The organism is Clostridium algoriphilum (genome assembly GCF_020443705.1).
GTDB classification, from domain to species: Bacteria; Bacillota; Clostridia; order Clostridiales; family Clostridiaceae; genus Clostridium_AD; species Clostridium_AD algoriphilum.
Genome location: NZ_JAIZZK010000020.1, coordinates 61,673 through 83,418, shown reverse-complemented (window position 1 = coordinate 83,418; position 21,746 = coordinate 61,673). Strand labels below are relative to the sequence as shown.

Below are 21,746 nucleotides of genomic sequence, written 5' to 3'. Positions count from 1 at the left end.
ACTTTATGATACAAAATCATTACCGGAAGGTGCAATTGACAAAGTTAAAAGAATTGCAAAAGAAACAGGTAAACCCTTTGAATATGCTTATCTATTAGATGCTTTTGAAGAGGAACAAAAACAGGGGATAACAATTGATACAACATCACTTCAATTTCATACAGACATGCGGGATTATGTAATTATAGATGCACCGGGACATGTAGAGTTTCTTAAAAACATGATTACAGGTGCAGCTAGTGCTGAAGCTGCGCTTTTGATAATAGATGCTAAAGAAGGAATTCAAGAACAATCTAAAAGGCATGGTTATATATTATCTCTACTCGGAATTAAACAGGTCTGCGTTGTAGTTAATAAAATGGATCTTATTGATTATAGCCAGGAAAAGTTTGATGCTATAAAAAATGAAATGAATGCCTTTTTAAAGAATTTAAATGTACACCCTATGAGTTATATTCCTATCTCAGCATTTTACGGTGAAAATTTAACTTCAAAGTCTGAGAAATTATCTTGGTACAAAGGAGAAACAGTACTTGAAGCATTAGATTTATTTACGCAAGAAGAAGGACTTGAAGCAAAGCCTTTAAGATTCCCAATTCAAGATGTGTATAAGTTTGATGATAGAAGAATAATTGCAGGAAGAATAGAAGCAGGTTCACTAAATGTTGGTGATGAAATTCTTATTTCCCCATCCAACAGAACTACAAAAGTTAAGAGTATAGAAGCCTTTGTAGAAAAAGACAGGGTAGAAACGGTAAGTGCAGGAATGTCTGTAGGAATTACTTTTGAAGATGAGTTCTTCAATAAAAGAGGAGAAGTAATTTCTCATAAAAAAAATGCTCCTATTGTTGCTGACATTTTTAAGACCAACATATTTTGGATGGGAAAAAATAATTTTATAAAAGGGAAGAAATATAAGATAAAGCTTGTAACTCAAGAAGTGGAATGTGAAGTTGTAGCTTTTAATAAAGTTATAGATGCAAGTACTCTAGGAACTTATGTTAATGCACTTGAGGTAAAAACTAATGATGTAGCTGATGTTACTATTAGGACGAAGGAGAAAATATGCTTTGATAGATTTTCAGACAATCAGAATACTGGTAGATTTGTAATAGTAGATGGTTATGATGTAAGTGGTGGTGGAATTATTTCAGGTGTCGTAGAGTCAACTGAAGTAATTGAAGCTAGCTTTAGCAAGGATGAAGTTAAACTTCCTATTAATTGTTTTGACGAATATTATTTTGATATTAAGGCATTAGCAATTAAGAGAAAAGTAATAAAGGGTACTCAATATAAAATTGGGGACAATGTACCTTTCCTTGGAGAAAGTTATGAATACACAAAGGATTTTGATGTAATAGCATTAAATGCTAGTCTTGTTGCTAAAGTAAGAAACGGTAAGTTAATTGATGTTTTAGCAGTAGAAAATTATTCATATGAAGCTATAGCTATTATAAATGAAAAAGGATTTGCAATCAATTTAACCTCAGAGAAAGATTTACTAGCTTATATCGCTGATTCTGAAACAGATATTAACGATGTTTTTGCAAATAAATGGCTTGATTTTACAAAATATAGAACTATAAAGTTTAGTGATAGTATAGACGAAATATTATCATATTAAATTTAATAATGGCCGGCTAATGTGAACATTAGCCGGTATTTTTACATCTTATTCAATTATACTCTGTTTCATAATCTATATAGCTTAAAAATTATAGAGAAATAAGATTTGAGAGGGGATAAATATGATAACAATCACGAAAGAAATACTGAATAGCATTGAAAAATTCAAACATAAATTACAAGAATATAAAGAAGGTAAATTAGAAAATTTAAAACCATTCAGTTCCATTATGGGAATTTATAAAGAAAAATTGACTGATACGTATATGGTTAGACCGAGAATTGCTGGTGGAGTTACAACGATTAATCAATTAAAAGATATAAGTGAAATAGCTAAGAAATATGACGGGGTCAAAATACGATTTACAACAAGACAAGATATTCAATTTCATTCAGTAAAAATAGATTATTTAGGTGATATGTTGGATGAATTAGTGAAAGCTGGCCTAATTACAAAAGGTGCTGGTGGAGATGGGATAAGAAATATTGCATGCTCTCCTCTTTCTGGAGTATCTCAAGATGATGTTTTCGATGTTACATCATATATGAAAGAAGTTACAAACTATATGATGAAAGATCCTGCAAATCTTAAGCTTCCAAGAAAATATAAAATAGCATTTTCAAATAGTCCAGAGGATACAGCTAATGCTACTATGTCCGATATAGGTTTTATTGCTAAAGTAGTTGAGGGCAAAAAAGGATTTGAAGTTTACGGTGGTGGTGGATTAGGTGGCGGTGCTAGAGTAGCTTTAAAAATTGAAGACTTCATCGAGGATATGGAAGCACTATATTATGTACAAGCAATGAAGCAAGTTTTTGAAAGAGAAGGGGATAGAACTAACAGACATAAAGCTAGATTAAGATTTGTGGTGCAAAGATTAGGTGAAGAAGAATTTATTAAAATGTTTAGAGAAGAACTCCATAGCTTGAAAGCTGAACAGGATTTAGGGCTTAATGTAGAGTCAAAAGAAGAAAAGATACAAAACAGTTTGGAAGATAATGAATCACCATGGAAAAAGATATATGAAAATATAATATATCCTCAGAAGCAATCAGGCTATTATTCTTTATATATTCATCCGCAAAACGGAAATATGAGCACTAATGATTTAGATAAGGTATTAGATTTCCTAATAAGCTTAAATTATGAAATATCTATAAGATTGACTATGACTCAAGGTTTTTTTGTTAGAGATTTAAAAGAGAATGATGTAGCAAATTTAATGGATAAGACATCTGATTTTTCATCTATATTTAACATATATAACTCTGTAGCCTGTGTAGGTCCTAAAATTTGCAACTTCGGTATTAATAATTCTCAAGGTCTCTTAAATAATATAATTGAAGCTTTTAACTATACATCCATTGATATAAAAAGTGCACTGCCAAGAATACTTATAGCTGGATGTCATAATTCCTGTGCACAACCTCAAAAAGGACTCATTGGATTTGTTGGAAAAAAGAAGCGTGCGGATGATAGATTGGTTCCTGTATATTCCATATCTTTCGATGGAAGAGTAGGCGCAGGTGAAGCGAGGTTTGGAAAAACATTTGGAGAAATTCCTGTAAAAAAAATCGCTAAGTTTCTTTTGGAGTTAGCTGAGTTAAAAATTAATTCAGGTTTTATAGATTTTATTGAATTTATAGAAGATAAAGAAATTAACGTGCGAGAGTTAGTTAATAAGTATTCCTTACTAGAGAGCTTTAGTGAGAATCCAGATTTATACTCTGATTTCTAGTCAATTATTAAAATAAATCGACACAATGAATGTAATATTAATAAAGAAATGATACTTGTTTATTAAGTGCGGTGGACAGTAAGTGAAAGGTGGTATTTGTATGTCCAGTTTTATAATCAGTAAATATATACCAATACTCAAAACTATTAGAGATTACAAAAAGGAAAATATTAGGAAGGACATTGTTGGTGCAGTGACAGTGACAGTCGTTGGCATTCCACAGTATATGGCATATGCATTGATCGCCGGCGTTAGCCCAGTTTATGGCCTATATACGGGTATAATAGCAGCCATTATTGGTTCAGTATTTGGAAGTTCGAATCAACTGATCACCGGACCGACTAATGCCATATGTTTACTCACGGCGAGCGCTATGATTCGATATATGAATCTGCCGAATGCCTATCAAATACTTTTCCTAATGACCTTTCTCGTGGGTGTCTTACAGATGCTTTACGGCGTCCTTAAGTTGGGTAAGTTGGTAGATTTCGTGTCACATACAGTATTGGTAGGTTTTACTGCTGGCGCGGGTGTGATAATCGCTCTCGGACAATTGAAAACATTTTTGGGGATATCTATCAAGAGTTCGTCAGCCATGTCAACCTTGGAAAAAACGTATTACATCATAACCCATATAAGACAAACAAACCTTTATGTCTTGGGAGTGGGACTGATGACGATAGCGATAGTGGTGGTTTGTAAAAAAATCGGTAAAAAATTGCCTGGTGCCTTACTCGGAATTACCGTTCCAATCATTTTTATAATTATGTTTGATTTAGAAAAGAAGGGTGTAAAACTTATAGGAACTATTCCTTCCGCGCTGCCTACCTTTAAGATGGTGCAATTTAGCTTTGATTCCCTAAAGGATATTTTTAGAGGGGCTTTTACAATTTCGATCATAGGACTGGTAGAAGCCATATCGATCTCAAAATCTATTGGTACAAAGACACGACAAAAAATTGATTCTAATCAGGAATTTATTGGACAGGGTATAGCAAATATAGTGGGCTCCTTCTTTCAGTGTCTTCCCTCATCTGGTTCATTTTCACGTTCTGCAATCAATTATATTAGCGGAGGAACCAGCAGATTTGCCGGAATCCTGTCAGGTGTGTTTGTTGCCATAATTCTTGTATACCTTGCCCCATATGCAAGTTATATACCCAGTGCAGGTCTTGCTGGAGTATTAATTTATACCGGATTCGGATTGATTGATAAAGAGGAAATTAAGAAGGTTGCTCGAGCAGGCATATTATCGTCGGATTCCATTGCTATGTGGGTAACATGTGTCTTAGTAATTATACTACCAAGCCTTGATTATGCAATTTATGCAGGAATTACTCTATCAATTGTCTTGTACCTGAAAGATACAAACAAAGCACCAGTGAAGCTTCTTATTCCAACACCGGGTACAGAGTCCCAAACTGTTGAACAGGAAATTAAATCAGTTAAGGGAAAGGTAGATGTCTTAATTATTCAACTGGAGGGTAATCTTTACTTCGGCGCAGCATCTGACCTTGGAGTGAAACTTGAGAGTTTAATCAGTAAATCCAGAGTGTTTATCTTAAGAATGAAGTATGTGACTACAATTGATTTAACATCACTCAGTACTTTGAAGGTCTTCATCAGGAATGTACGAGAAGCCGGTGGAATCCCGCTCATCAGTGGTGTCAATTCGGAGCTTGATTTATTTTTTAAGAAAACGAATCTTGAATCTGATATTGGCATTGAGAATATCTTTAGGTCGGAGAATGAAGTTTTCGCTTCTACTACTAACGCTTTACAGAAAGCAAGAGCTTCTCTAAACTGTGGAATAGGTGATAAAGCTCAGAAATCTGCAACGTGTACTCTGCTAGATCTAGTTTCGACGTTTAAAGGATAGACTGCCAGTTCATTATAGATGGACAATACCTAGTATCACACGTGTGGTATTTGGGCTAGACATCTTAGGTATTCAGATCGTTATACCAAGGGTTAAGAGATACTTAGGAGAAGTGACACCTTCTTTTTTTATGAAATAGATAAATTATTTAATTTATAATACATTGAAAGTAACACACTCAATTACATTTGTGTTACTTTCAAAATATCAATATGTACTTAATATATTAGAACCTATATCTAATGATATAGATTTGATTGTCACAACATATAAGGGTACTATGACACAATTCTATTATTGTTATATATTGTTAATTTGCTACTGCTGACTGCCAATCACCAAAGCCTGTGCTTTTAAATATTGGAGCTATAAATGGACCTATCATACCAAGTAAACTGCATTGACTTCCGGGATCGACTCCAAAATGGTAAGTTTGAAAGTGTCAAAACAATTATAACTATTCCTAGAATAGGAGTACCTGATCTTTTTAAATAAATGTTGTTATTTTTTTACATATGGAAAACTATTCCTTTAGAATAGTTTTCTTCATAATATCTACACAAAACTAGTGTATTATGTAGATATACCAATCCTGTTTTAGCAATCATCTTGATAACTATATTTAAAATTGTTGAAAAGATAAAGAGTGGGGTGAAGCATTTTCAATGTTTACTTAACATGAGGGTGCAAAGATAATAAATAGAATTAAGCCATCTACTTTTCAGAGCAAATCAGATTGGTGTGTAATTATTGATTATTTTGAATGTTTTTTGAAGAAAAAGTGTACTATTAATTCCTATCTTAAAGATGTAAGACAATATATTGATTGGTATTTTTCAAACAATATGGATAAGGGTTTTATATTAGATAAAGAGAGTTTTAGTAAATATGAATTTTATCTCGTAAGTGTAAAAAAATACTGTAACATATAAAAGAGTAGCTTTACATAAAGTTGTAGTGATCTTTATTACTAAGCATAACAATTTGTGGAGGAATACTTGGACTTCTGGTTTCGGTAAACCTATTTTACTTGATATAATAGGTGAAATAACCATTCAATTAAATTAAATGGAGGCTTATATATGAAATTGTTAAAAAAATGGTATGAAAATTTTTTGAAAAATATGGAAAAGGCCAACAAAGAAAGTTTTGGTGATAAAAAATTAGGTTGTTGTGGTTTAAACTCTAATCAACCCAAAAATTCCAAACCTAATAAAAATCAAAAATAAAACCTAATAATGGGGTAGCGCCAACATTTCCGACAAAACCCACGTTAAGGAATTAAATGGATAAAGATCACCAAAAACGATAGATGATAGTTAATTTTGATACTTTGTTTTTGGTAATAGTTTTGGTACTGCATATTACAAAAATAAGAACTAAAAAAGTACCTAACTCTTTCAGTACCAAAAACGACCGTTTATGGTACTTTGCAAAAAATAAGATAAGAGCATTTATTTACACTCTTGTTAATGAGCATGACTATGATGTATATCCTGTGTGTTTTTACGCGAATGATTATTTTCCTCATGAGTATGAATATGTCCGTGATGACTATCATCATGGCTATGGATGTACTCATGAGTTATTACATTATTACTATGGTTATGTTTATGCACTTCTGTTGAAACAAAAAACGAACCTATAATCCTAATGACTAGTGCTATAACAAAGGAGAATGTTGGTGTTTTTCCGAAAATTATCATTGATAACCCTACCCCAATAAATGGTGCTATAGCATAATAGGCAAATCTTCAATCACCTTTTTATCTCCAGTTTCTACTGCATTTACAACACGAGTATTAATATGGTCTTGTAAAATAATTTTCCCAATATTTTTAACCGCCGATTTTACTGCTGCAATTTGAATAAGAACTTCACTGCAATCTCTATTATCCTCTACCATCTTTTTAACAGATTGTAAGTGTCCTATGGCTCTAGTTAGCCTATTAATGACGGCTTTAGGCTAGTATTTCCATGTTCGCGCTTATGTTGTTCAGACATGTTTATACCTCCATTCAATATCCCCTACAGGGGGTTAATGAAATTATATCATTGTTTTATTTCGATTCCAATATTAGTATCTAATACATAGATTTAAAAATCAAATAGGGGTAATAAATAGCCTTTATATTTATTACCCCTATTTGGTTTATTTAGAACAAAAGGGAGATGTATTTTGTAAAATTATAGCTCATAATATTTGATATAATTTATTAAATAAACTTTCTTAATTTAGAAAGATTTGAGGGAGATATATATGAAATATAAAGCTAAATTAGAGATATTTATAAGCATTTTAGTTTTGAGTATATTAAACGGAGTAGTATTAAGTAAGGGGATTGTATATATATACTGTTATAGACTATTGTATTGTGTACTTACAGCTATAATATTTGGGGTACTGTATTATTTATCCTTTCTAAGGGTATATTCAGAATATAATCTTCTCAAACAAACTAATAAACAACTATTAATTGAATTAAAAACAGATAAATTAACAGGATTATTTAATAGAGGAACTTTCGACTTGGATTTAAAAAATATATTAGATTCAGAGATATATTCAGCAATATTTATAGATGTAGATGATTTTAGAAATTTTAATAATGAGTATGGACATTCTGTTGGTGATAAGGTTTTAATAGATGTAAGCAAAGCCATTAAATATGGTATAAGAAAAAATGACATGGCCTATAGATATGGTGGCGAGGAAATTGTAATAATATTAAAAGGTTGTGATAAAGAAAGTGCATTTATTGTTGCTGAAAAAATTAGAACTAATGTAAGTTCTTTTGATAATTCACCTTTACCTAAAATAACTATTTCTTTAGGTGTATCTGGGTATCCGTATGATGGACAAACTGTTGAAGAAATAATACGGGCATGTGATGTAGCACTATTGTATGCAAAGAAAAACGGTAAAAATAAAACAGTTATATTTAATAAAAACATAGATTTGTTAAAATACAATTAATTTTAGTATAGGTATTATGTTTTTTGCAAAGCATACTCAATGAATGTATATATTATTTTTTTGAGGAGGCTAATAAAATGGGTATGGCAACAAACAAACACCAAACATGTATAGATGAATGTAACAGGTGCGAGCAAACATGTTATGAATGCTTTAAAGCATGTTTAAATGAACCTGATGTTTCAGGAAGAAAGAACTGTATAAGTACTCTTGTTGAATGTGCACAAATGTGCCAAATGTCATCTTCACTTATGTCAATGGAAGGACAATTAGCAAAAGACCATTGTAAACTCTGTGCTACTATTTGTGATAAATGTGCTACGGAATGTGAAATGTTTAAAGATGAACATTGCAAACAATGCGCTACAGAATGTCGCAAATGTGCTGATGAATGCAGAAAAATGGCTAATATGTAAAGGTATATAGAACTTTATTTAGTAAAGAGTGCTACTTTAAATTTATGGAAGTACTCTTTACTATTTTAAGATGAATTTGGAAGAGTAGGTGTTCCATCTTCCTTCATCATAGCTTCAAGCATTTTTTCCAAGACCACTAAAATTCATGTTAGAAAGTGGTAATTCGTCTGGTCCCGTCATCAGCTGGAACCTGCTGTAGTACTTTTAAACCTAAAGCTTCTATGTAGTTGCAAGGATTTATAGTTGCACAAAAAACGAAAGTATACCCCAAAGGATAGAGTCTAAATAAAGGACTCTACCCTTTTTCATGTGGATTATTTTAGTCAATAAATAATCAAAATCGGTCACAATGGAATATAAAAAAGATGGCTCCTACAATATACAGAAACCATCTAATTCAAGTATTATTTTACATTATATAAACCATGACTATTCATATAATTAAAGAGTTCTTGACCATGTTGTTGTTCATCTTTTTGAATATGTTGTAGCGCTTCCCTTACCACAGTATTTGCAGCTTCGAAAATCCCAGTGTCATAAGTACCTGACACATATTTTTCAGATGCTAATAAATCACTGCAAAGTACTTCATCCCCTACATTATTCATAGCTCCCTGATAAGAGGATTGTTGAATTTGTCCGTCTTGAGCCATAGGTTGCTGACCATGACTAAGGTTAGGTTGTTTTCCTTGAAGCATTTCATCAATAATAGTATAGTGATGTTGCTCCTCGCCAGCAAGCTTGTTGCAAAGTTGTTTTAATTGGGAATCCTGAGCTTGTTGAGCATAGTTTTGATATTTTTTAATACAAATTCCCTCTTGATGTTTTTCATCTTCTAAAATCATTCTTTCTTTTTGACTAAGTTGTATTTGCATATTTTCCCTCCTGTATTCCTTATTGGTGCTAAATGGTTATTAATTACTCAGCATTCACTATATATCTTAAGCAATAAAAATAATATTATACAATTAAAGTTTTATTGATCCTTCTATGTTAAGTATAAATCTCTCAACCTTTTAAAATTTTTTAATAAAAAACAAGAATGATTAACAATAAAAATGTAGATTCTATAATTGTAATCATGGAGTTATATGAATAAAACTAGCTTTTTAGACAAAACTACTCTAATAAGGTTAGGATTAAATGGATAAAATATAAAGATTGTTACTAAACATTAGTTAAGAAGTAAGTCAAATATATAACAGACTTATGAATAGGAGGAATTACTTTGGAATGGAATTCATTTATGGAAGGAAGTAAAAATTTATCAGTATTTGCCTTAGCTTTACGTGCTGTTATACTTTATATTGCATTGATTATTGCAACTCGCATGATGGGTCACCGTCAAGTAGGAATTTTGTCAGGTCATAACTATTTGGTAGCTGCTGGAATTGTGAGTTTAGCGGCTATCCGAATGTTAAATCCTGAATCTTCTCTTACCTCTGGAATAGTAATTATTTTTGTATATGCCTTTATAAATATATTTTTGTCTTATTTAGATTTAAAATGGCCTAAAGCAATTGACCGAAAACCAACAATACTTATGAAAAATGGAATAATACTTAGGAAGAGTATGCTTGATTGCCATGTAACACTAGATAACTTATTAGGTCAATTAAGACTAAAAGGATCACATAATCTATCAGAAATTGATTCTATCATATTGGAGCCAAATGGGAAAATAAGTGTTATTAAAAAGCCTGAAGCTCTACCCCTTACACGAAAGCAAATGAACTTACCACCTAAAATGGTGGCATTACCTACAACTATTATTTATGATGGAGAAATAGACGAAAAAAACCTTCATAAGATGGGATTAGATCATAAGTGGCTTATAGAGAAATTAATGGAAAAGGGCATTATAGATCCAAAAGATATATTTTTAGCTATGCTTGAGTCAGATGGAACAGTTTACATAAATATATAGTAAAGAAGGGATAATAATGAGACTATTAAAAGATATATTTGGAACAGCTCAGCAAATTAGTCCCTTTGTATTCGCTTTACGAAGTATTGTAGTTGGATTTTTGCTGTATGTTGAAGGAAAAATTCTACCTCACAGGTCCGGAGGTCAATTTGCAGCATATGATTTTACATTTTTCTGGATGATGGGTGGAATTACAGCAGCTCCTTTGTTTGAAGCTAAAATAAGTTTTATTAACACTGTTGTTATAGTTGCAGTTCTATACATTCTTCACTATCTTATATCCTATATTGCTGTAAAAAATAGAACTTTTGCTAAAGTTGTAATGGGAAAATCAATACCGTTAATTTCAAATGGAAAAATTATCAGTACTAACATGGCAAAAGCTTTCTTTCCATTAGAACTACTTCTATCGGATATGAGGAGTATAGATTCCCCTAATATTAGTGAAGTGGAATCTGCAATTTTGGAAACCAGTGGTCATGTAAGTATTCTTAAAAAATCCGATTATCAGCCTGTAACTCCAAAGGACTTAGATATTCAAACCATGGGTGGTGGTCTTCCTACAATTATTATTAATGATGGAAAGATTGTAAAAGAAAATTTGAAAGAATTAGGATATGATGATAAATGGCTTAATGAACAATTGCTTAAAAAGGGCATTACAAATATAAAAGACGTTTATGCAGCGCTGATTGATTCGACTGGTGAATTATATTATTCTGTGATTACTGAAAAATAATGAATAAGAGGAGAAGATGTAAAAATGCTTACAGAACAAGAAATAATGAATAATGCTTTTAAAGAAATGCAATTTTATGAAGACAGCATAGCTAAAAAATATGCTCAGTTTTCACAACAAATTACTGATCCCAAGATCCAGCAAATGTTAAAAGGGATGGAACAAAGTGCTCGCAACCATTACAGTACACTATCACAAACGATGTCTAAGTTTTCAATTGTTTAAAAGGAGAGATGTTATATGAATACTATGGATATTTTACATGATTCCCTACAAGATGAAATGATGTTACAGTCGATGTATAATAAATACATGATGAAGATTAGCAATCCGGAGGTACGTCAGCTGTTTACCCAATTAAGAGATGGAAAAATGAAAAATATAACTCAATTACAGCAAGAAATTAAAACAATGATGGACCAGAGTGAAATTCATTAAGAAGTCGTTATATGTAATAAATAAGAGATTATGCTTCATTAAAAAATAATGTTGTATAATCTTCTTATGTGTTTGAGACCTGCTTATAATTTTAATAAGCGGATCTTTGCTTTAGTTATTCTAATAAATAGTACATTTCTACATAAAATATTTATAAGTGTTTTGTATAATAGGTATAGGTTATAAGAAAAATAAAAAGGAGAGATAAATATGGAAACAATAGTAACAATACTAGTATTTATAGGTGTAATGTATGCAATGTCTAAATTAGGTTTAGGCTGTTGTGGTGGTCATTCTGAAAATAATGAAAATAATAGCGGAAAAAGTTGTTGTGGTTCAAAAAAAGAAAAAATTTCTAAGGATGATTTTGAAAAGTAGTTTTGACTTTTTTAAGACGCAATTTAACTGGTAAATAAAAAGCAGAAATTTATATTTGAATCTGCTTTTTTTGTTATTTGAATAAATAGTATAGAATTATTCTTTAATATGAATTTCTAAAAAGGCTTCAACAATTATTGGATCAAATTGAATTCCTTTAAATTTAATAAGTTCATCTATAGCAACATTAGGAGGTAGCCCTTTTCTATAGGGTCTATCAGAAGTTATAGCATCGTAGGAATCTGCAACACATATAATTCTTGATTCAAATGGAATAGTTTCACCTCTAATACCTAAAGGATACCCACCACCATATTTTTCATGATGATGAAGTATTATGGGAAAGGTCTTGTCTAAGAAATCAATAGTTTTTAGAATATCTACACCTATAGAAGGGTGCGCTTTTATCTTATTAAATTCTTCATTTGTTAGTTTTCCTGGTTTGTTTAAAATTTGATCTGGAATTCCTATTTTACCTACATCATGAAATAGTGCAGCAATTTCCAATGTATTTAGTTGATCAGGAGATAAACCTAGTGCTTGACCTATTTTTAAAGAGAGTTGTGTAACACGCTCAGAGTGGCCAGAGGTATATGTATCTCTAGCATCAATTGCTTTAGATAGAGTAAGTACAGTACTTTTGTATGATAAATTTAGTTTAGAATAAGCTTCTTCAACATCATTTGATTTATGAATTATAACTTCATTTTGTTTAAACATTTTCATTGATGAATCATACATAATTTTCAAAAGTAGTAGATATAAAATAAGGAGCCCTGAAAAAACTATCATAGAAATATTTCGAATAACGGGTTCCATATGCAGCTTTATTTCAGAATAAGGCTTTATAATTTCATAAACTCCCACTATAGAATTATTTACTTCAATAGGTGAATATATTTTAATAACTTTTATATTTCTACCATTAACTAAAACATTTAAAATTAAGTAATTTGGTTTATTTTTAAAAGCCTCATCAAGGTTAGACTTTTTATTAACTTTTATTTCTATAACGTCGCTGTTTTTTGAGTAAATAACTGAATTGCTAGTATTCCATATTTTTGTGCTTAATATATTTTCACTTTCAGTAATGTGCTTAAGCTTCACATCTAAATCATAAAATTTTTCTTTCGATAAAGTTGTCTTATAATCATTTATAGAAAGTTCAGGTTCCACTATATAATCAAGCGCTAGATGGGTAACATGCTCCATAGAATCAATTTGACTATTTATCATATGACTATTAATAAATAGTAAAAGCGAAACTCCAGTAAATATAAATGCAATTAAACTATAGAAAGTGAAATATCGTAATAAGGGTAATTTCTTCATATAGCACCTTCGATCAAAAATACTACAAAAGATGTTTCTAAAAAGCAGGAAATCGAAGCTGAAATTAAAAAATTAACAGATGAAGACATGGCTATCTCTGAAGAATTTAAAAATACTAATGCAACGGGTACAGAAAAAGACTTATTAACAGAATTCATAAAATTTCATGAAGAATACATGATGGAACGTAAAGGTTTTATGAAATTAATAGATTCGAATAAATATGATGAAGCACAGAAGGCTTTTACGACGGTAACAGAGACAAGACAAAAAACCTTTGATAGTATTAATGAAATGATTAAATCAAATTTACAGAAAGCTGAAGAGGCAAATAAGAGTAACAATTTAATATTCAAAAATTCATTTAATCTAATGACTAGCATAGTGATGTTTGGTTTTATTTTTGCAATATTACTTTGGGTTCTTGGTATCAACTTCATTATCAAAACAAATAAATAAAGTTTTAGTATTTGCGGACGATCTAGGTGGTGGCGATTTAACCAAAAGGATAGATTTGAATTCGAAAGATGAAATTGGGAAATTATCTAATGCTTTAAATAAAGCAGCTGAAAATACTCGAAATCTTATATCAACAATAATTTCAAGCTCCAGCAATATAAGTAGTTCAAGTGAAGAAATTTCCGCAACAATAGAAGGAATTTCCAAGAAAATAACCAATATTAATGAAGCTACCAAAGAGATATCAGCTGGTACTGAAAATTTGAGTGCAACTTCAGAAGAAGTAAATGCATCAATTCAGGAAATAACTTCAAATTCTATTGAACTTTCAAACAAAGCTAAAGAGGGAGATAAAGCTTCTAATGAAATACAGGCTAGAGCCGCAGAAATAAAAGATAAAGGATTAAAAGCAATAGATATTTCTAAGAATATATATAAAGAAAAGCAAATAAACATACTAAAAGCAATAGAGGATGGGAAGGTTGTTGAAGAAATTAAAGTAATGGCAGATTCTATAGCAAATATAGCGTCACAAACAAACCTTTTAGCATTAAATGCAGCAATTGAGTCAGCAAGAGCTGGTGAAATGGGAAAAGGCTTTGCTGTAGTAGCAGATGAAATACGTAAGCTTGCAGAACAATCATCAAAAAATGTTTCAAACATACAAGATATTATAAATCAAGTGAATAATGCTTTCAAGAATCTTTCTAATAACACACAAGATATACTGGCATTTATTGATAATAATGTGAATCCGGATTATGAGTTGTTTCTAGAAACTGCATTAAAATATGAGAAGGATTCAGCCTTTGTTAAAGCTATGTCAGAGGAAATAGCAAGTGGTACAAGTCAAATACTTAGTGCCATAGAGCAAACTAGCCTAGCCATTGAAACCGTATCTACTACCGCCGAGCAGTCAGCAACAAGTTCAGAAGGGATACTAAGTAGTGTAGATGATACAACAATCGCAATACAAGAAGTTGCGATGTCAGCACAAAGACAAGCAGAATTGTCCGATGAATTGAATACCTTAGTACAAAAATTTAAGATTTAAAGTAACACTATTTTTAAAGGGAATTTGTTGTTTACTAATAGAAGTATAGCTCAAGACGTATCTCATAGACTTGAGCTTTAATATTATAATAAAAAATGCAAATCTTCACAATACCTTTATAACTTTTTGTAATAATAGTTTTAAATGCATTTAAAATAGTATTGTAAGGGAGAATAGATTATGAAAGAATTATTTAGTATTGGACCTTTGCACGTGTATTTTTTTGGGCTAATGGTTGCAATTGGTATAATTACTGCAGTTTTCTTTGCAGAATGGCAAGCGAAAAAAAGAGAAATTAAAGATGACATTATGTTTAACTTATCAGTAATTGGTATAATTGCTGGTATAGTTGGTGCTAGATTGTTTTATATACTATTTTATGACCCTGCTTTTTATTTTAGCCATCCAATGGATATATTTAAGATAACTGAAGGTGGATTGTCTATACATGGAGGGCTATTTGCAGCCTTAGTTGCAGGGTACATTTATTGTGTTAAAGTTAAAATATCATTCTTCAAATTAGCAGATATTTCAGTAATGGCAGTAATACTTGCACAGGGTATAGGCAGAGTTGGTTGTGATGTCTTTGGTAAGGTAATGACTAATATTATGCCTTGGGGAATTAATGTAGGGGGGAATATACTACATCCCGCACAAGCATATGAATTTATTTTAGATTATATTCTCTTTATTATTTTGTGGAGAAAAAGTGAAAAGCAAAAATATGAAGGTGAACTGTTTGTTACTTATATTATAGGTTTTCCTATAATTAGAGGAATTGTTGAGTTCTTTAGGATTAATCCAGTAATATGGGGACCTTTTTCAATATCTTACGTTCTAAGCCTTTTATTTATAATAGTTGGATTAATGATATATACTTATTTAAAAAGAAATGGTAAGTATGAAATTAAAAACCATGAGAAAATTACGACGCCTACGTTTTTAAAAACCATATATTTAATCCTTCTCATAACTTTTTCTCTTATAATTTTTTATATGGTTCAGGGGTAAATTTATAAAATTAAAATTCTTCATAAAATCCACACAAAAATATGGTAATATATAATTAATGAGATGAAATTAGTATTTCCATATTTTTTCAGAAAAAATCCCCCCCCCTATAGGGATGGGTATTAAATAGAATGAAATAGTTCTCTTTGAGAGGGTATAGGAAGGAGAAATTCAAATGAATAAGGAGCAAGAGCTAGCAATTAAATCCCTTAAGACATCAAAAGGACAAATTGAGGGGATAATAAAAATGATGGATGAAGGCCGGTATTGCATAGATGTATCAAACCAAATAATTGCGGCGCAATCTCTACTTAAAAAAGCAAATATGTTAATTTTGAAACAGCATCTTAACCATTGCGTAAAAGATGCATTTGTGAATAATACAGGTGAAGATAAAGTTGATGAAATAATTGATCTACTTGCTAAATTAATTGGTAATAAATAATATAGGAGGGATGTAATATGATAAATAAAGCACTTAAAATTGAAGGGATGACCTGTGCGGCTTGTGCAAAAACTATTGAAAGAGTTTCAAAAAAATTACCAGGCGTCGAGGAGGCAAACGTAAATTTTGCTACGGAAAAATTAAATATAAATTATGATGATGCATTGATAAAATTAGAGGATATTCAAAGTGCAGTTGAAAAAGCTGGGTATAAAATAGTAGTTCAAACAACTAATAAAACCTTAAGGATAGAAGGCATGACTTGTGCGGCTTGTGCAAAAAATATAGAAAGAGTTTCGAAAAAATTACCAGGAGTAATAGAAGCAAATGTAAACTTTGCTACTGAAAAATTAAATATTTCTTTTGAACCATCATTAGTAAGGACAGCGGATATAAAGAAGGCAATTGAAAAAGCTGGGTATAAGGCTCTAGAGGATGAGAGCAACGTAGATTTGGATAAAGAAAAAAAGGAAAAAGAAATAAAGGCATTATGGAATAGATTTTTGATATCTGCAATTTTTGGAGTTCCATTGTTATTAGTTGCTATGGTACCAATGATTGCATTAAGACTTAATATTATGATGCCTGATATTATTAATCCAATGATGCATATGAAGGTTTATGCTCTTCTAGAATTAGTACTTGTTATACCAATAATGGTTACAGGTAAAAAATATTTTATAGTAGGATCTAAGTCTTTAGCGAGGTTAAGTCCCAATATGGATTCATTAATATCAATGGGAACATCAGCTGCATTTTTATATAGTATATTTGCAGTTTATGAAATATTGCTTGGTAATACTGGTTATGAAATGTATTTTGAATCAGCAGGTGTAATTTTGACACTTATAACTCTTGGCAAGTATTTAGAAACGGTAACTAAAGGAAAAACCTCTGAGGCAATTAAAAAGCTAATGGGACTTGTACCTAAAACCGCAATTATAATAAGAGATAATAAGGAAGTTGAGATTCAAATTGATGAAGTTGAAGTTGGAGATATAGTAGTTGTTAAGCCTGGAACAAAAATGCCTGTAGATGGCGAAGTGGTAGAAGGAACTACATCTGTAGATGAATCAATGCTTACTGGGGAGAGTATGCCAGTGGAAAAAAGTATTGGACATAAAATAATTGGTGCAAGTATAAATAAAAATGGATCAATTAAATTTAAAGCAACTAAAGTTGGTAAAGATACGGCCCTTGCACAAATAATAACCTTAGTTGAAAATGCTCAAGGCTCAAAGGCTCCAATAGCAAAAATGGCTGATGTTATATCAAGTTACTTTGTACCTGTGGTTATAGGGCTTGCATTAGTTTCATCATTAGCTTGGCTTTTAACTGGTCAATCGGCAGTGTTTTCATTAACGATTTTCATTTCAGTACTTGTAATAGCGTGCCCTTGCGCTCTTGGATTGGCAACACCTACAGCAATAATGGTTGGAACAGGAAAGGGTGCTGAATATGGGGTGCTTATAAAAAGTGGTGTGGCACTAGAAACTGCACATAAAATTCAAACTATAGTATTTGATAAGACAGGAACACTTACGCAAGGGAAACCAAAGGTAACTGATGTAATTACGGTAGAGGGTATTGAACAGAATTATTTGCTTCAAATAGCTGCGTCAGCTGAAAAAGGATCTGAACATCCATTAGGTGAGGCTATAGTTAAGGGAGCAGAAGAGAAATCTTTAGAATTTAAGAAAGTAGAAATCTTTAAAGCTATACCTGGTTATGGAATAGAAGTTAGTATAGATGGTAATAAAATAGTATTAGGGAATAGGAAACTTATGATAGATAGTAAAATTTCCTTAGAAAAATTAGAGGAGGTTTCAAACAAACTTGCAGAGGACGGCAAAACTCCTATGTATATCGCTATAGAGAATAAGTTAAGTGGAATAATTGCAGTTGCTGACACAGTTAAAGAAAATAGTAAAAAGGCAATAGAAACACTCCATAGCATGGGAATAGAAGTTGCCATGATAACTGGTGATAACAAGAGGACTGCAGCAGCTATTGCAGCTCAAGTTGGTATTGATATAGTACTCGCAGAAGTTCTGCCAGAGGATAAAGCAAATGAAGTTAAGAAACTTCAAGCTGAAGGTAAAAAAGTTGCTATGGTTGGGGATGGAATTAATGACGCACCAGCACTAGCTCAGGCAGATATTGGTATAGCTATAGGATCAGGTACAGATGTAGCAATGGAATCGGCAGATATAGTACTAATGAGAAGTGATTTAATGGATGTGCCTACAGCGTTACAGTTAAGTAAGAAAACTATAACAAATATAAAGCAAAATTTATTTTGGGCTTTTGGGTACAATATATTAGGAATACCTATTGCAATGGGAGTACTACACTTATTTGGTGGCCCACTTTTAAATCCTATTATTGCGGCCCTTGCAATGAGTTTTAGTTCAGTTTCAGTTTTAACAAATGCATTACGCTTAAAAGGCTTTAAGCCATTAAGATAGAATTCAAGGCTCTAGGAAAATATAAAATTCGAAGGGAGAAATAAAAATGAAAAAGAAATTATTTATAGAAGGTATGAGTTGTGGACATTGTGCAAATCACGTTAGCGAGGCATTAAAGGAAATTGGTGGAAAAGACGTGGAGGTAAATCTAGATAAAAAGTTTGCCACTGCTGAAATAAGCGAAGATATTACGGATGAAGATATAAAGGGAGCTATTGAAGAGGTAGGATATGATGTTGTAAAAATAGAAATAGCTTAGAATTAAAATACAATTAAATTTAAATATGAAAATGCCCAAGTATTATGAAAAATATAATACTTGGGCATTTTTATTAATATATTATTTTTAATAATATATTAATAAAAGTATTAGCTTCATAATTACTCCACAATTGAGTAGTAGAATAAATGTATAGAGAAAAACAATTAGAGGAGTGATGTTAAATGAAAAATAAAATTTTAGCTATTAGTAATAGCCGGCATCCTAACAGTAGGAGGCGTTTCAGTTGCATATGAAACTGTTAAAAATGATACAACTTTCGACAACTTCAAAACACCAATAATTAGTTCACAAAATAATGACAATAAATCATCAAATAATTATACAAATTCGATAATGGGTGATCAAAATGGTGGGACTCAATCAAAAGACAGTTATAACGATATGATAAAGTTAATCGGGTTCAGTGATGAAGCAAAAGCAATTGAAAACAGAGATTTTGATTCTATGAACGACATCATGAATAACATAAGTGATGATGACTATAAAAAAATGATTGATATAATAGAAGAAAATGGATATGGGTCAATGGCTAATATGATGGAATCCATAGGCAGAGAAGATATGATAGGGTTTCATGGAAGTATGATGGGAAGATAATGTTCTAGCATTTAATTAAAATAATAATAATAATATAAAGATAATGGAAGGATGATTTTATATGATGGGCTACGGATATGGATATAATATGATGGGAGGTTGGTTTGGAATGATGATTATCCCTATAATTTTAATTGGGATTATTATATATGTAGGCTCTAGGCAAGAACAAAACAATGCTAAATATATAGAAACTACAGATGATTCCTTGAATATCTTAAGTGAAAGATTTGCTCGTGGAGAAATAAAGGAGGAAGAATATAAGAGTAAAAAAAATATACTTTTAAATGGTAAATCTTAAAAAAATTCTAGAAATAAAATTTAACTGTTATACCCACAGCAAATGAATAGCTGAGATTGCTGTTAGAAATGATCCAATGGCAGAGAAAGAACACTATAATTCAAGCTCAAGGCATATGTCAAGTCTTGAACTTGAATTTCATAATAAACAGAAGACCAAGTATTGTTATAAAATACTTGGTCTTCTGTTTATTTGAAGCTTATTCTATATAAGTTTTTTTCTGATCAATCTCTTATCTATGAGTATAAATGTTATATACTAAAAATCATAATCGCTACTATTAATAAGGCAGTATGATAGAAGAATTCTTATGGTAGTATTTGGATGTTAGTATCTAATTAAGTATCAAACTGCCAGTAATTATTCCGAAAGAACATATTGAATAAATGGAAGCGCAAATTCTTGATATTTAGGGATTAAGAGATAGTTTATACCATAATCATAGTTTTTTACTATTTTAGCTTTGCTATAACCTGATTTTTCCACAATACTCAGATATTGAATATCAAAATAGTATAGTTGTTTAAACATCGGTGTTAACTTCACTGCTGACTTTATTAATTTAAGTTGCGCAAGTTGATGAATTCATTACTTGACCCCAGTTACTATACAATTGACATAGATTTAGTCCTAATAATGATGCTTTTTATGATACAAATGATGATTAAAGCATCAAAGTCGGAAAATCTAGTCATAATAATAAAGATAATCAACTTTAAAAATAAAGCCCAAGACTATGAAATATGTCTTGAGCTTTATTAATAAATTACAAAAAAATTTAGTCATGTCAAAAAAGTAATCGGCAATTCCCACTTTTAACATGACTTTTGAATTGATCTATTTTTTATCAGTATTATGAGTTAATGCCATATATATTTTTGACTTTACCGGTAAGGATTGTTTCGTTAACCGTATCTTGTATCATTTTTTTAGAAATTGTCTTATCCTTATATATAATTTTTATTTTTTTGGATTCTAAACTTATATCTAAGCCATCTATTCCATGAAGATTACTTAGACACTTAATTACGTTAATTAAACATTTATCACATAACATATTATATTGTTTAAAGTTGACTGTATAATATTTCATTTTATATGCCTCCTTGTTAGGATAATACCAAATTTATATGTGTACTATATGAAGAAAAAACAAAAAAATATAAAAGCTACAGGTTAAAAAGTAACTCTTAATGAAGAAATTGGAGGATATAGAGTATCAAAGGAAAAAATTGAAGAGTCACTATCAAAGGCGGTGCAGCAGAGAAATCAACGATAGTATTTTACGCTGAAGACGAACATCATGATGCGGATAGACTATATTGGCAAATTAAACTTTTAGGGCATGAGGACGTTAGGGTAAAAGAAATAAGGGAATCAGTATTAAACCTAACAGAGGTTTGTTCAGACAATAAAGGTCCAATAAAGTAGATAGGGAAGGTTTATAATAATGATAAAATAAAAATAACCACGAAGGGGTCGCCTCCTCAGCGGTTACTTTATTTATATAGTTTATTTTTATTAACCAATTCTTTTCTAATATCCATAAACATGCTATCTATCTGTAGCTTTTTAGGGACCGATTAATTTGTATTTTTAATGCTTCATCTTGAAGAAGTTCCGTCCTCACCGTTTGTGTGTAGATGATATGTAGATAACCATAAATGTTTTAGCTAT

The 21,746-nt window shown here is 31.0% G+C and carries 24 protein-coding genes and 1 pseudogene; 19 read left to right on the top strand and 6 right to left on the bottom strand.

The window, feature by feature from the left end:
* From LGK95_RS14645 to LGK95_RS14630, 4 genes are all read left to right on the top strand, one after another.
* Positions 1-1,624 (top strand): sulfate adenylyltransferase subunit 1 (locus tag LGK95_RS14645; RefSeq protein ID WP_226125522.1); only part of this gene is annotated, 1,624 nt, incomplete at its 5' end.
* A 124-nt stretch (positions 1,625-1,748) separates the two neighbouring features.
* Positions 1,749-3,365 carry a nitrite/sulfite reductase gene (locus tag LGK95_RS14640; protein ID WP_226125521.1) on the top strand — a complete coding sequence of 539 codons (1,617 nt, stop codon included), beginning with the start codon at positions 1,749-1,751 and terminating at the stop codon, positions 3,363-3,365.
* Positions 3,366-3,465: 100 nt separating this feature from the next.
* Positions 3,466-5,244 (top strand): SulP family inorganic anion transporter, encoded by a 1,779-nt coding sequence (locus LGK95_RS14635; protein ID WP_226125527.1) that lies wholly within the window; start codon positions 3,466-3,468, stop codon positions 5,242-5,244.
* Between the two features lie 1,082 nt (positions 5,245-6,326).
* A complete protein-coding gene (locus LGK95_RS14630; RefSeq protein ID WP_226125520.1) occupies positions 6,327-6,473 on the top strand; it encodes an LDCC motif putative metal-binding protein in 147 nt (48 codons plus the stop codon).
* Between the two features lie 240 nt (positions 6,474-6,713).
* Here the strand turns inward: LGK95_RS14630 and LGK95_RS14625 are convergent, their stop codons facing one another.
* Both LGK95_RS14625 and LGK95_RS14620 read right to left on the bottom strand, forming a co-directional pair.
* Positions 6,714-6,950: a hypothetical protein gene (locus LGK95_RS14625; RefSeq protein ID WP_226125519.1), complete on the bottom strand. Its 237-nt coding sequence runs from the start codon at positions 6,948-6,950 to the stop codon at positions 6,714-6,716.
* 26 nt (positions 6,951-6,976) lie between these two features.
* Positions 6,977-7,248: pseudogene (locus LGK95_RS14620) on the bottom strand (metal-sensing transcriptional repressor).
* Between the two features lie 256 nt (positions 7,249-7,504).
* Here LGK95_RS14620 and LGK95_RS14615 point away from each other — a divergent pair.
* The gene (locus LGK95_RS14615; protein ID WP_226125518.1) at positions 7,505-8,221 is read left to right on the top strand and encodes a GGDEF domain-containing protein; all 717 of its coding nucleotides are present in this window, start codon (positions 7,505-7,507) and stop codon (positions 8,219-8,221) included.
* A gap of 77 nt (positions 8,222-8,298) precedes the next feature.
* Entirely contained in the window at positions 8,299-8,637 is a 339-nt protein-coding gene (locus LGK95_RS14610; RefSeq protein WP_226125517.1) for a four-helix bundle copper-binding protein, read from the top strand.
* A gap of 404 nt (positions 8,638-9,041) precedes the next feature.
* On the opposite strand, the gene LGK95_RS14605 is transcribed toward LGK95_RS14610, so the two are convergent.
* Positions 9,042-9,512, bottom strand: a complete 471-nt coding sequence (locus tag LGK95_RS14605; RefSeq protein WP_226125516.1) for a spore coat protein — start codon at positions 9,510-9,512, stop codon at positions 9,042-9,044.
* Positions 9,513-9,865: 353 nt separating this feature from the next.
* On the opposite strand from LGK95_RS14605, the gene LGK95_RS14600 reads away from it, so the two are divergent.
* The 5 genes from LGK95_RS14600 to LGK95_RS14580 all read left to right on the top strand — a co-directional run bounded on the left by LGK95_RS14600 (position 9,866) and on the right by LGK95_RS14580 (position 12,119).
* A complete protein-coding gene (locus tag LGK95_RS14600) occupies positions 9,866-10,564 on the top strand; it encodes a YetF domain-containing protein (protein WP_226125515.1) in 699 nt (232 codons plus the stop codon).
* Positions 10,565-10,580: 16 nt separating this feature from the next.
* The gene (locus tag LGK95_RS14595; RefSeq protein ID WP_226125514.1) at positions 10,581-11,303 is read left to right on the top strand and encodes a YetF domain-containing protein; all 723 of its coding nucleotides are present in this window, start codon (positions 10,581-10,583) and stop codon (positions 11,301-11,303) included.
* Between the two features lie 24 nt (positions 11,304-11,327).
* Positions 11,328-11,528 carry a hypothetical protein gene (locus LGK95_RS14590; protein WP_226125513.1) on the top strand — a complete coding sequence of 67 codons (201 nt, stop codon included), beginning with the start codon at positions 11,328-11,330 and terminating at the stop codon, positions 11,526-11,528.
* 15 nt (positions 11,529-11,543) lie between these two features.
* Positions 11,544-11,741: a spore coat protein gene (locus LGK95_RS14585; RefSeq protein WP_226125512.1), complete on the top strand. Its 198-nt coding sequence runs from the start codon at positions 11,544-11,546 to the stop codon at positions 11,739-11,741.
* 210 nt (positions 11,742-11,951) lie between these two features.
* Positions 11,952-12,119: a hypothetical protein gene (locus LGK95_RS14580; RefSeq protein ID WP_226125511.1), complete on the top strand. Its 168-nt coding sequence runs from the start codon at positions 11,952-11,954 to the stop codon at positions 12,117-12,119.
* 96 nt (positions 12,120-12,215) lie between these two features.
* Here LGK95_RS14580 and LGK95_RS14575 read toward each other — a convergent pair whose 3' ends face one another.
* Positions 12,216-13,451, bottom strand: coding sequence for an HD-GYP domain-containing protein (locus LGK95_RS14575; protein ID WP_226125510.1), 1,236 nt, complete (start codon positions 13,449-13,451; stop codon positions 12,216-12,218).
* Here LGK95_RS14575 and LGK95_RS14570 point away from each other — a divergent pair, their 5' ends adjacent.
* The 8 genes from LGK95_RS14570 (at position 13,452) to LGK95_RS14535 (ending at position 20,069) form a co-directional block, all read left to right on the top strand.
* Positions 13,452-13,910, top strand: a complete 459-nt coding sequence (locus LGK95_RS14570) for an MCP four helix bundle domain-containing protein (protein WP_319001930.1) — start codon at positions 13,452-13,454, stop codon at positions 13,908-13,910. It begins immediately after the preceding gene.
* The gene (locus LGK95_RS14565) at positions 13,876-14,964 is read left to right on the top strand and encodes a methyl-accepting chemotaxis protein (protein WP_226125509.1); all 1,089 of its coding nucleotides are present in this window, start codon (positions 13,876-13,878) and stop codon (positions 14,962-14,964) included. Before LGK95_RS14570 ends, LGK95_RS14565 begins: the two co-directional genes overlap by 35 nt.
* Before the next feature lie 180 nt (positions 14,965-15,144).
* Positions 15,145-15,975 carry a prolipoprotein diacylglyceryl transferase gene (gene lgt / locus LGK95_RS14560; protein ID WP_226125508.1) on the top strand — a complete coding sequence of 277 codons (831 nt, stop codon included), beginning with the start codon at positions 15,145-15,147 and terminating at the stop codon, positions 15,973-15,975.
* Between the two features lie 175 nt (positions 15,976-16,150).
* Entirely contained in the window at positions 16,151-16,420 is a 270-nt protein-coding gene (locus LGK95_RS14555) for a metal-sensing transcriptional repressor (RefSeq protein ID WP_226125507.1), read from the top strand.
* 17 nt (positions 16,421-16,437) lie between these two features.
* Positions 16,438-18,888: a heavy metal translocating P-type ATPase gene (locus tag LGK95_RS14550; protein WP_226125506.1), complete on the top strand. Its 2,451-nt coding sequence runs from the start codon at positions 16,438-16,440 to the stop codon at positions 18,886-18,888.
* Positions 18,889-18,934: 46 nt separating this feature from the next.
* Positions 18,935-19,147: a heavy-metal-associated domain-containing protein gene (locus LGK95_RS14545; protein ID WP_226125505.1), complete on the top strand. Its 213-nt coding sequence runs from the start codon at positions 18,935-18,937 to the stop codon at positions 19,145-19,147.
* A gap of 357 nt (positions 19,148-19,504) precedes the next feature.
* Positions 19,505-19,768: a hypothetical protein gene (locus tag LGK95_RS14540; protein ID WP_226125504.1), complete on the top strand. Its 264-nt coding sequence runs from the start codon at positions 19,505-19,507 to the stop codon at positions 19,766-19,768.
* A 61-nt stretch (positions 19,769-19,829) separates the two neighbouring features.
* Positions 19,830-20,069 (top strand): SHOCT domain-containing protein, encoded by a 240-nt coding sequence (locus LGK95_RS14535; RefSeq protein WP_226125503.1) that lies wholly within the window; start codon positions 19,830-19,832, stop codon positions 20,067-20,069.
* 360 nt (positions 20,070-20,429) lie between these two features.
* Here the strand turns inward: LGK95_RS14535 and LGK95_RS22850 are convergent, their stop codons facing one another.
* A complete protein-coding gene (locus LGK95_RS22850) occupies positions 20,430-20,627 on the bottom strand; it encodes a lipoprotein intramolecular transacylase Lit (RefSeq protein WP_404814459.1) in 198 nt (65 codons plus the stop codon).
* A 295-nt stretch (positions 20,628-20,922) separates the two neighbouring features.
* Complete coding sequence (locus LGK95_RS14525) at positions 20,923-21,162, bottom strand: copper resistance protein CopZ (RefSeq protein ID WP_226125501.1); 240 nt, start codon at positions 21,160-21,162, stop codon at positions 20,923-20,925.
* Positions 21,163-21,746: the final 584 nt, after the last annotated feature.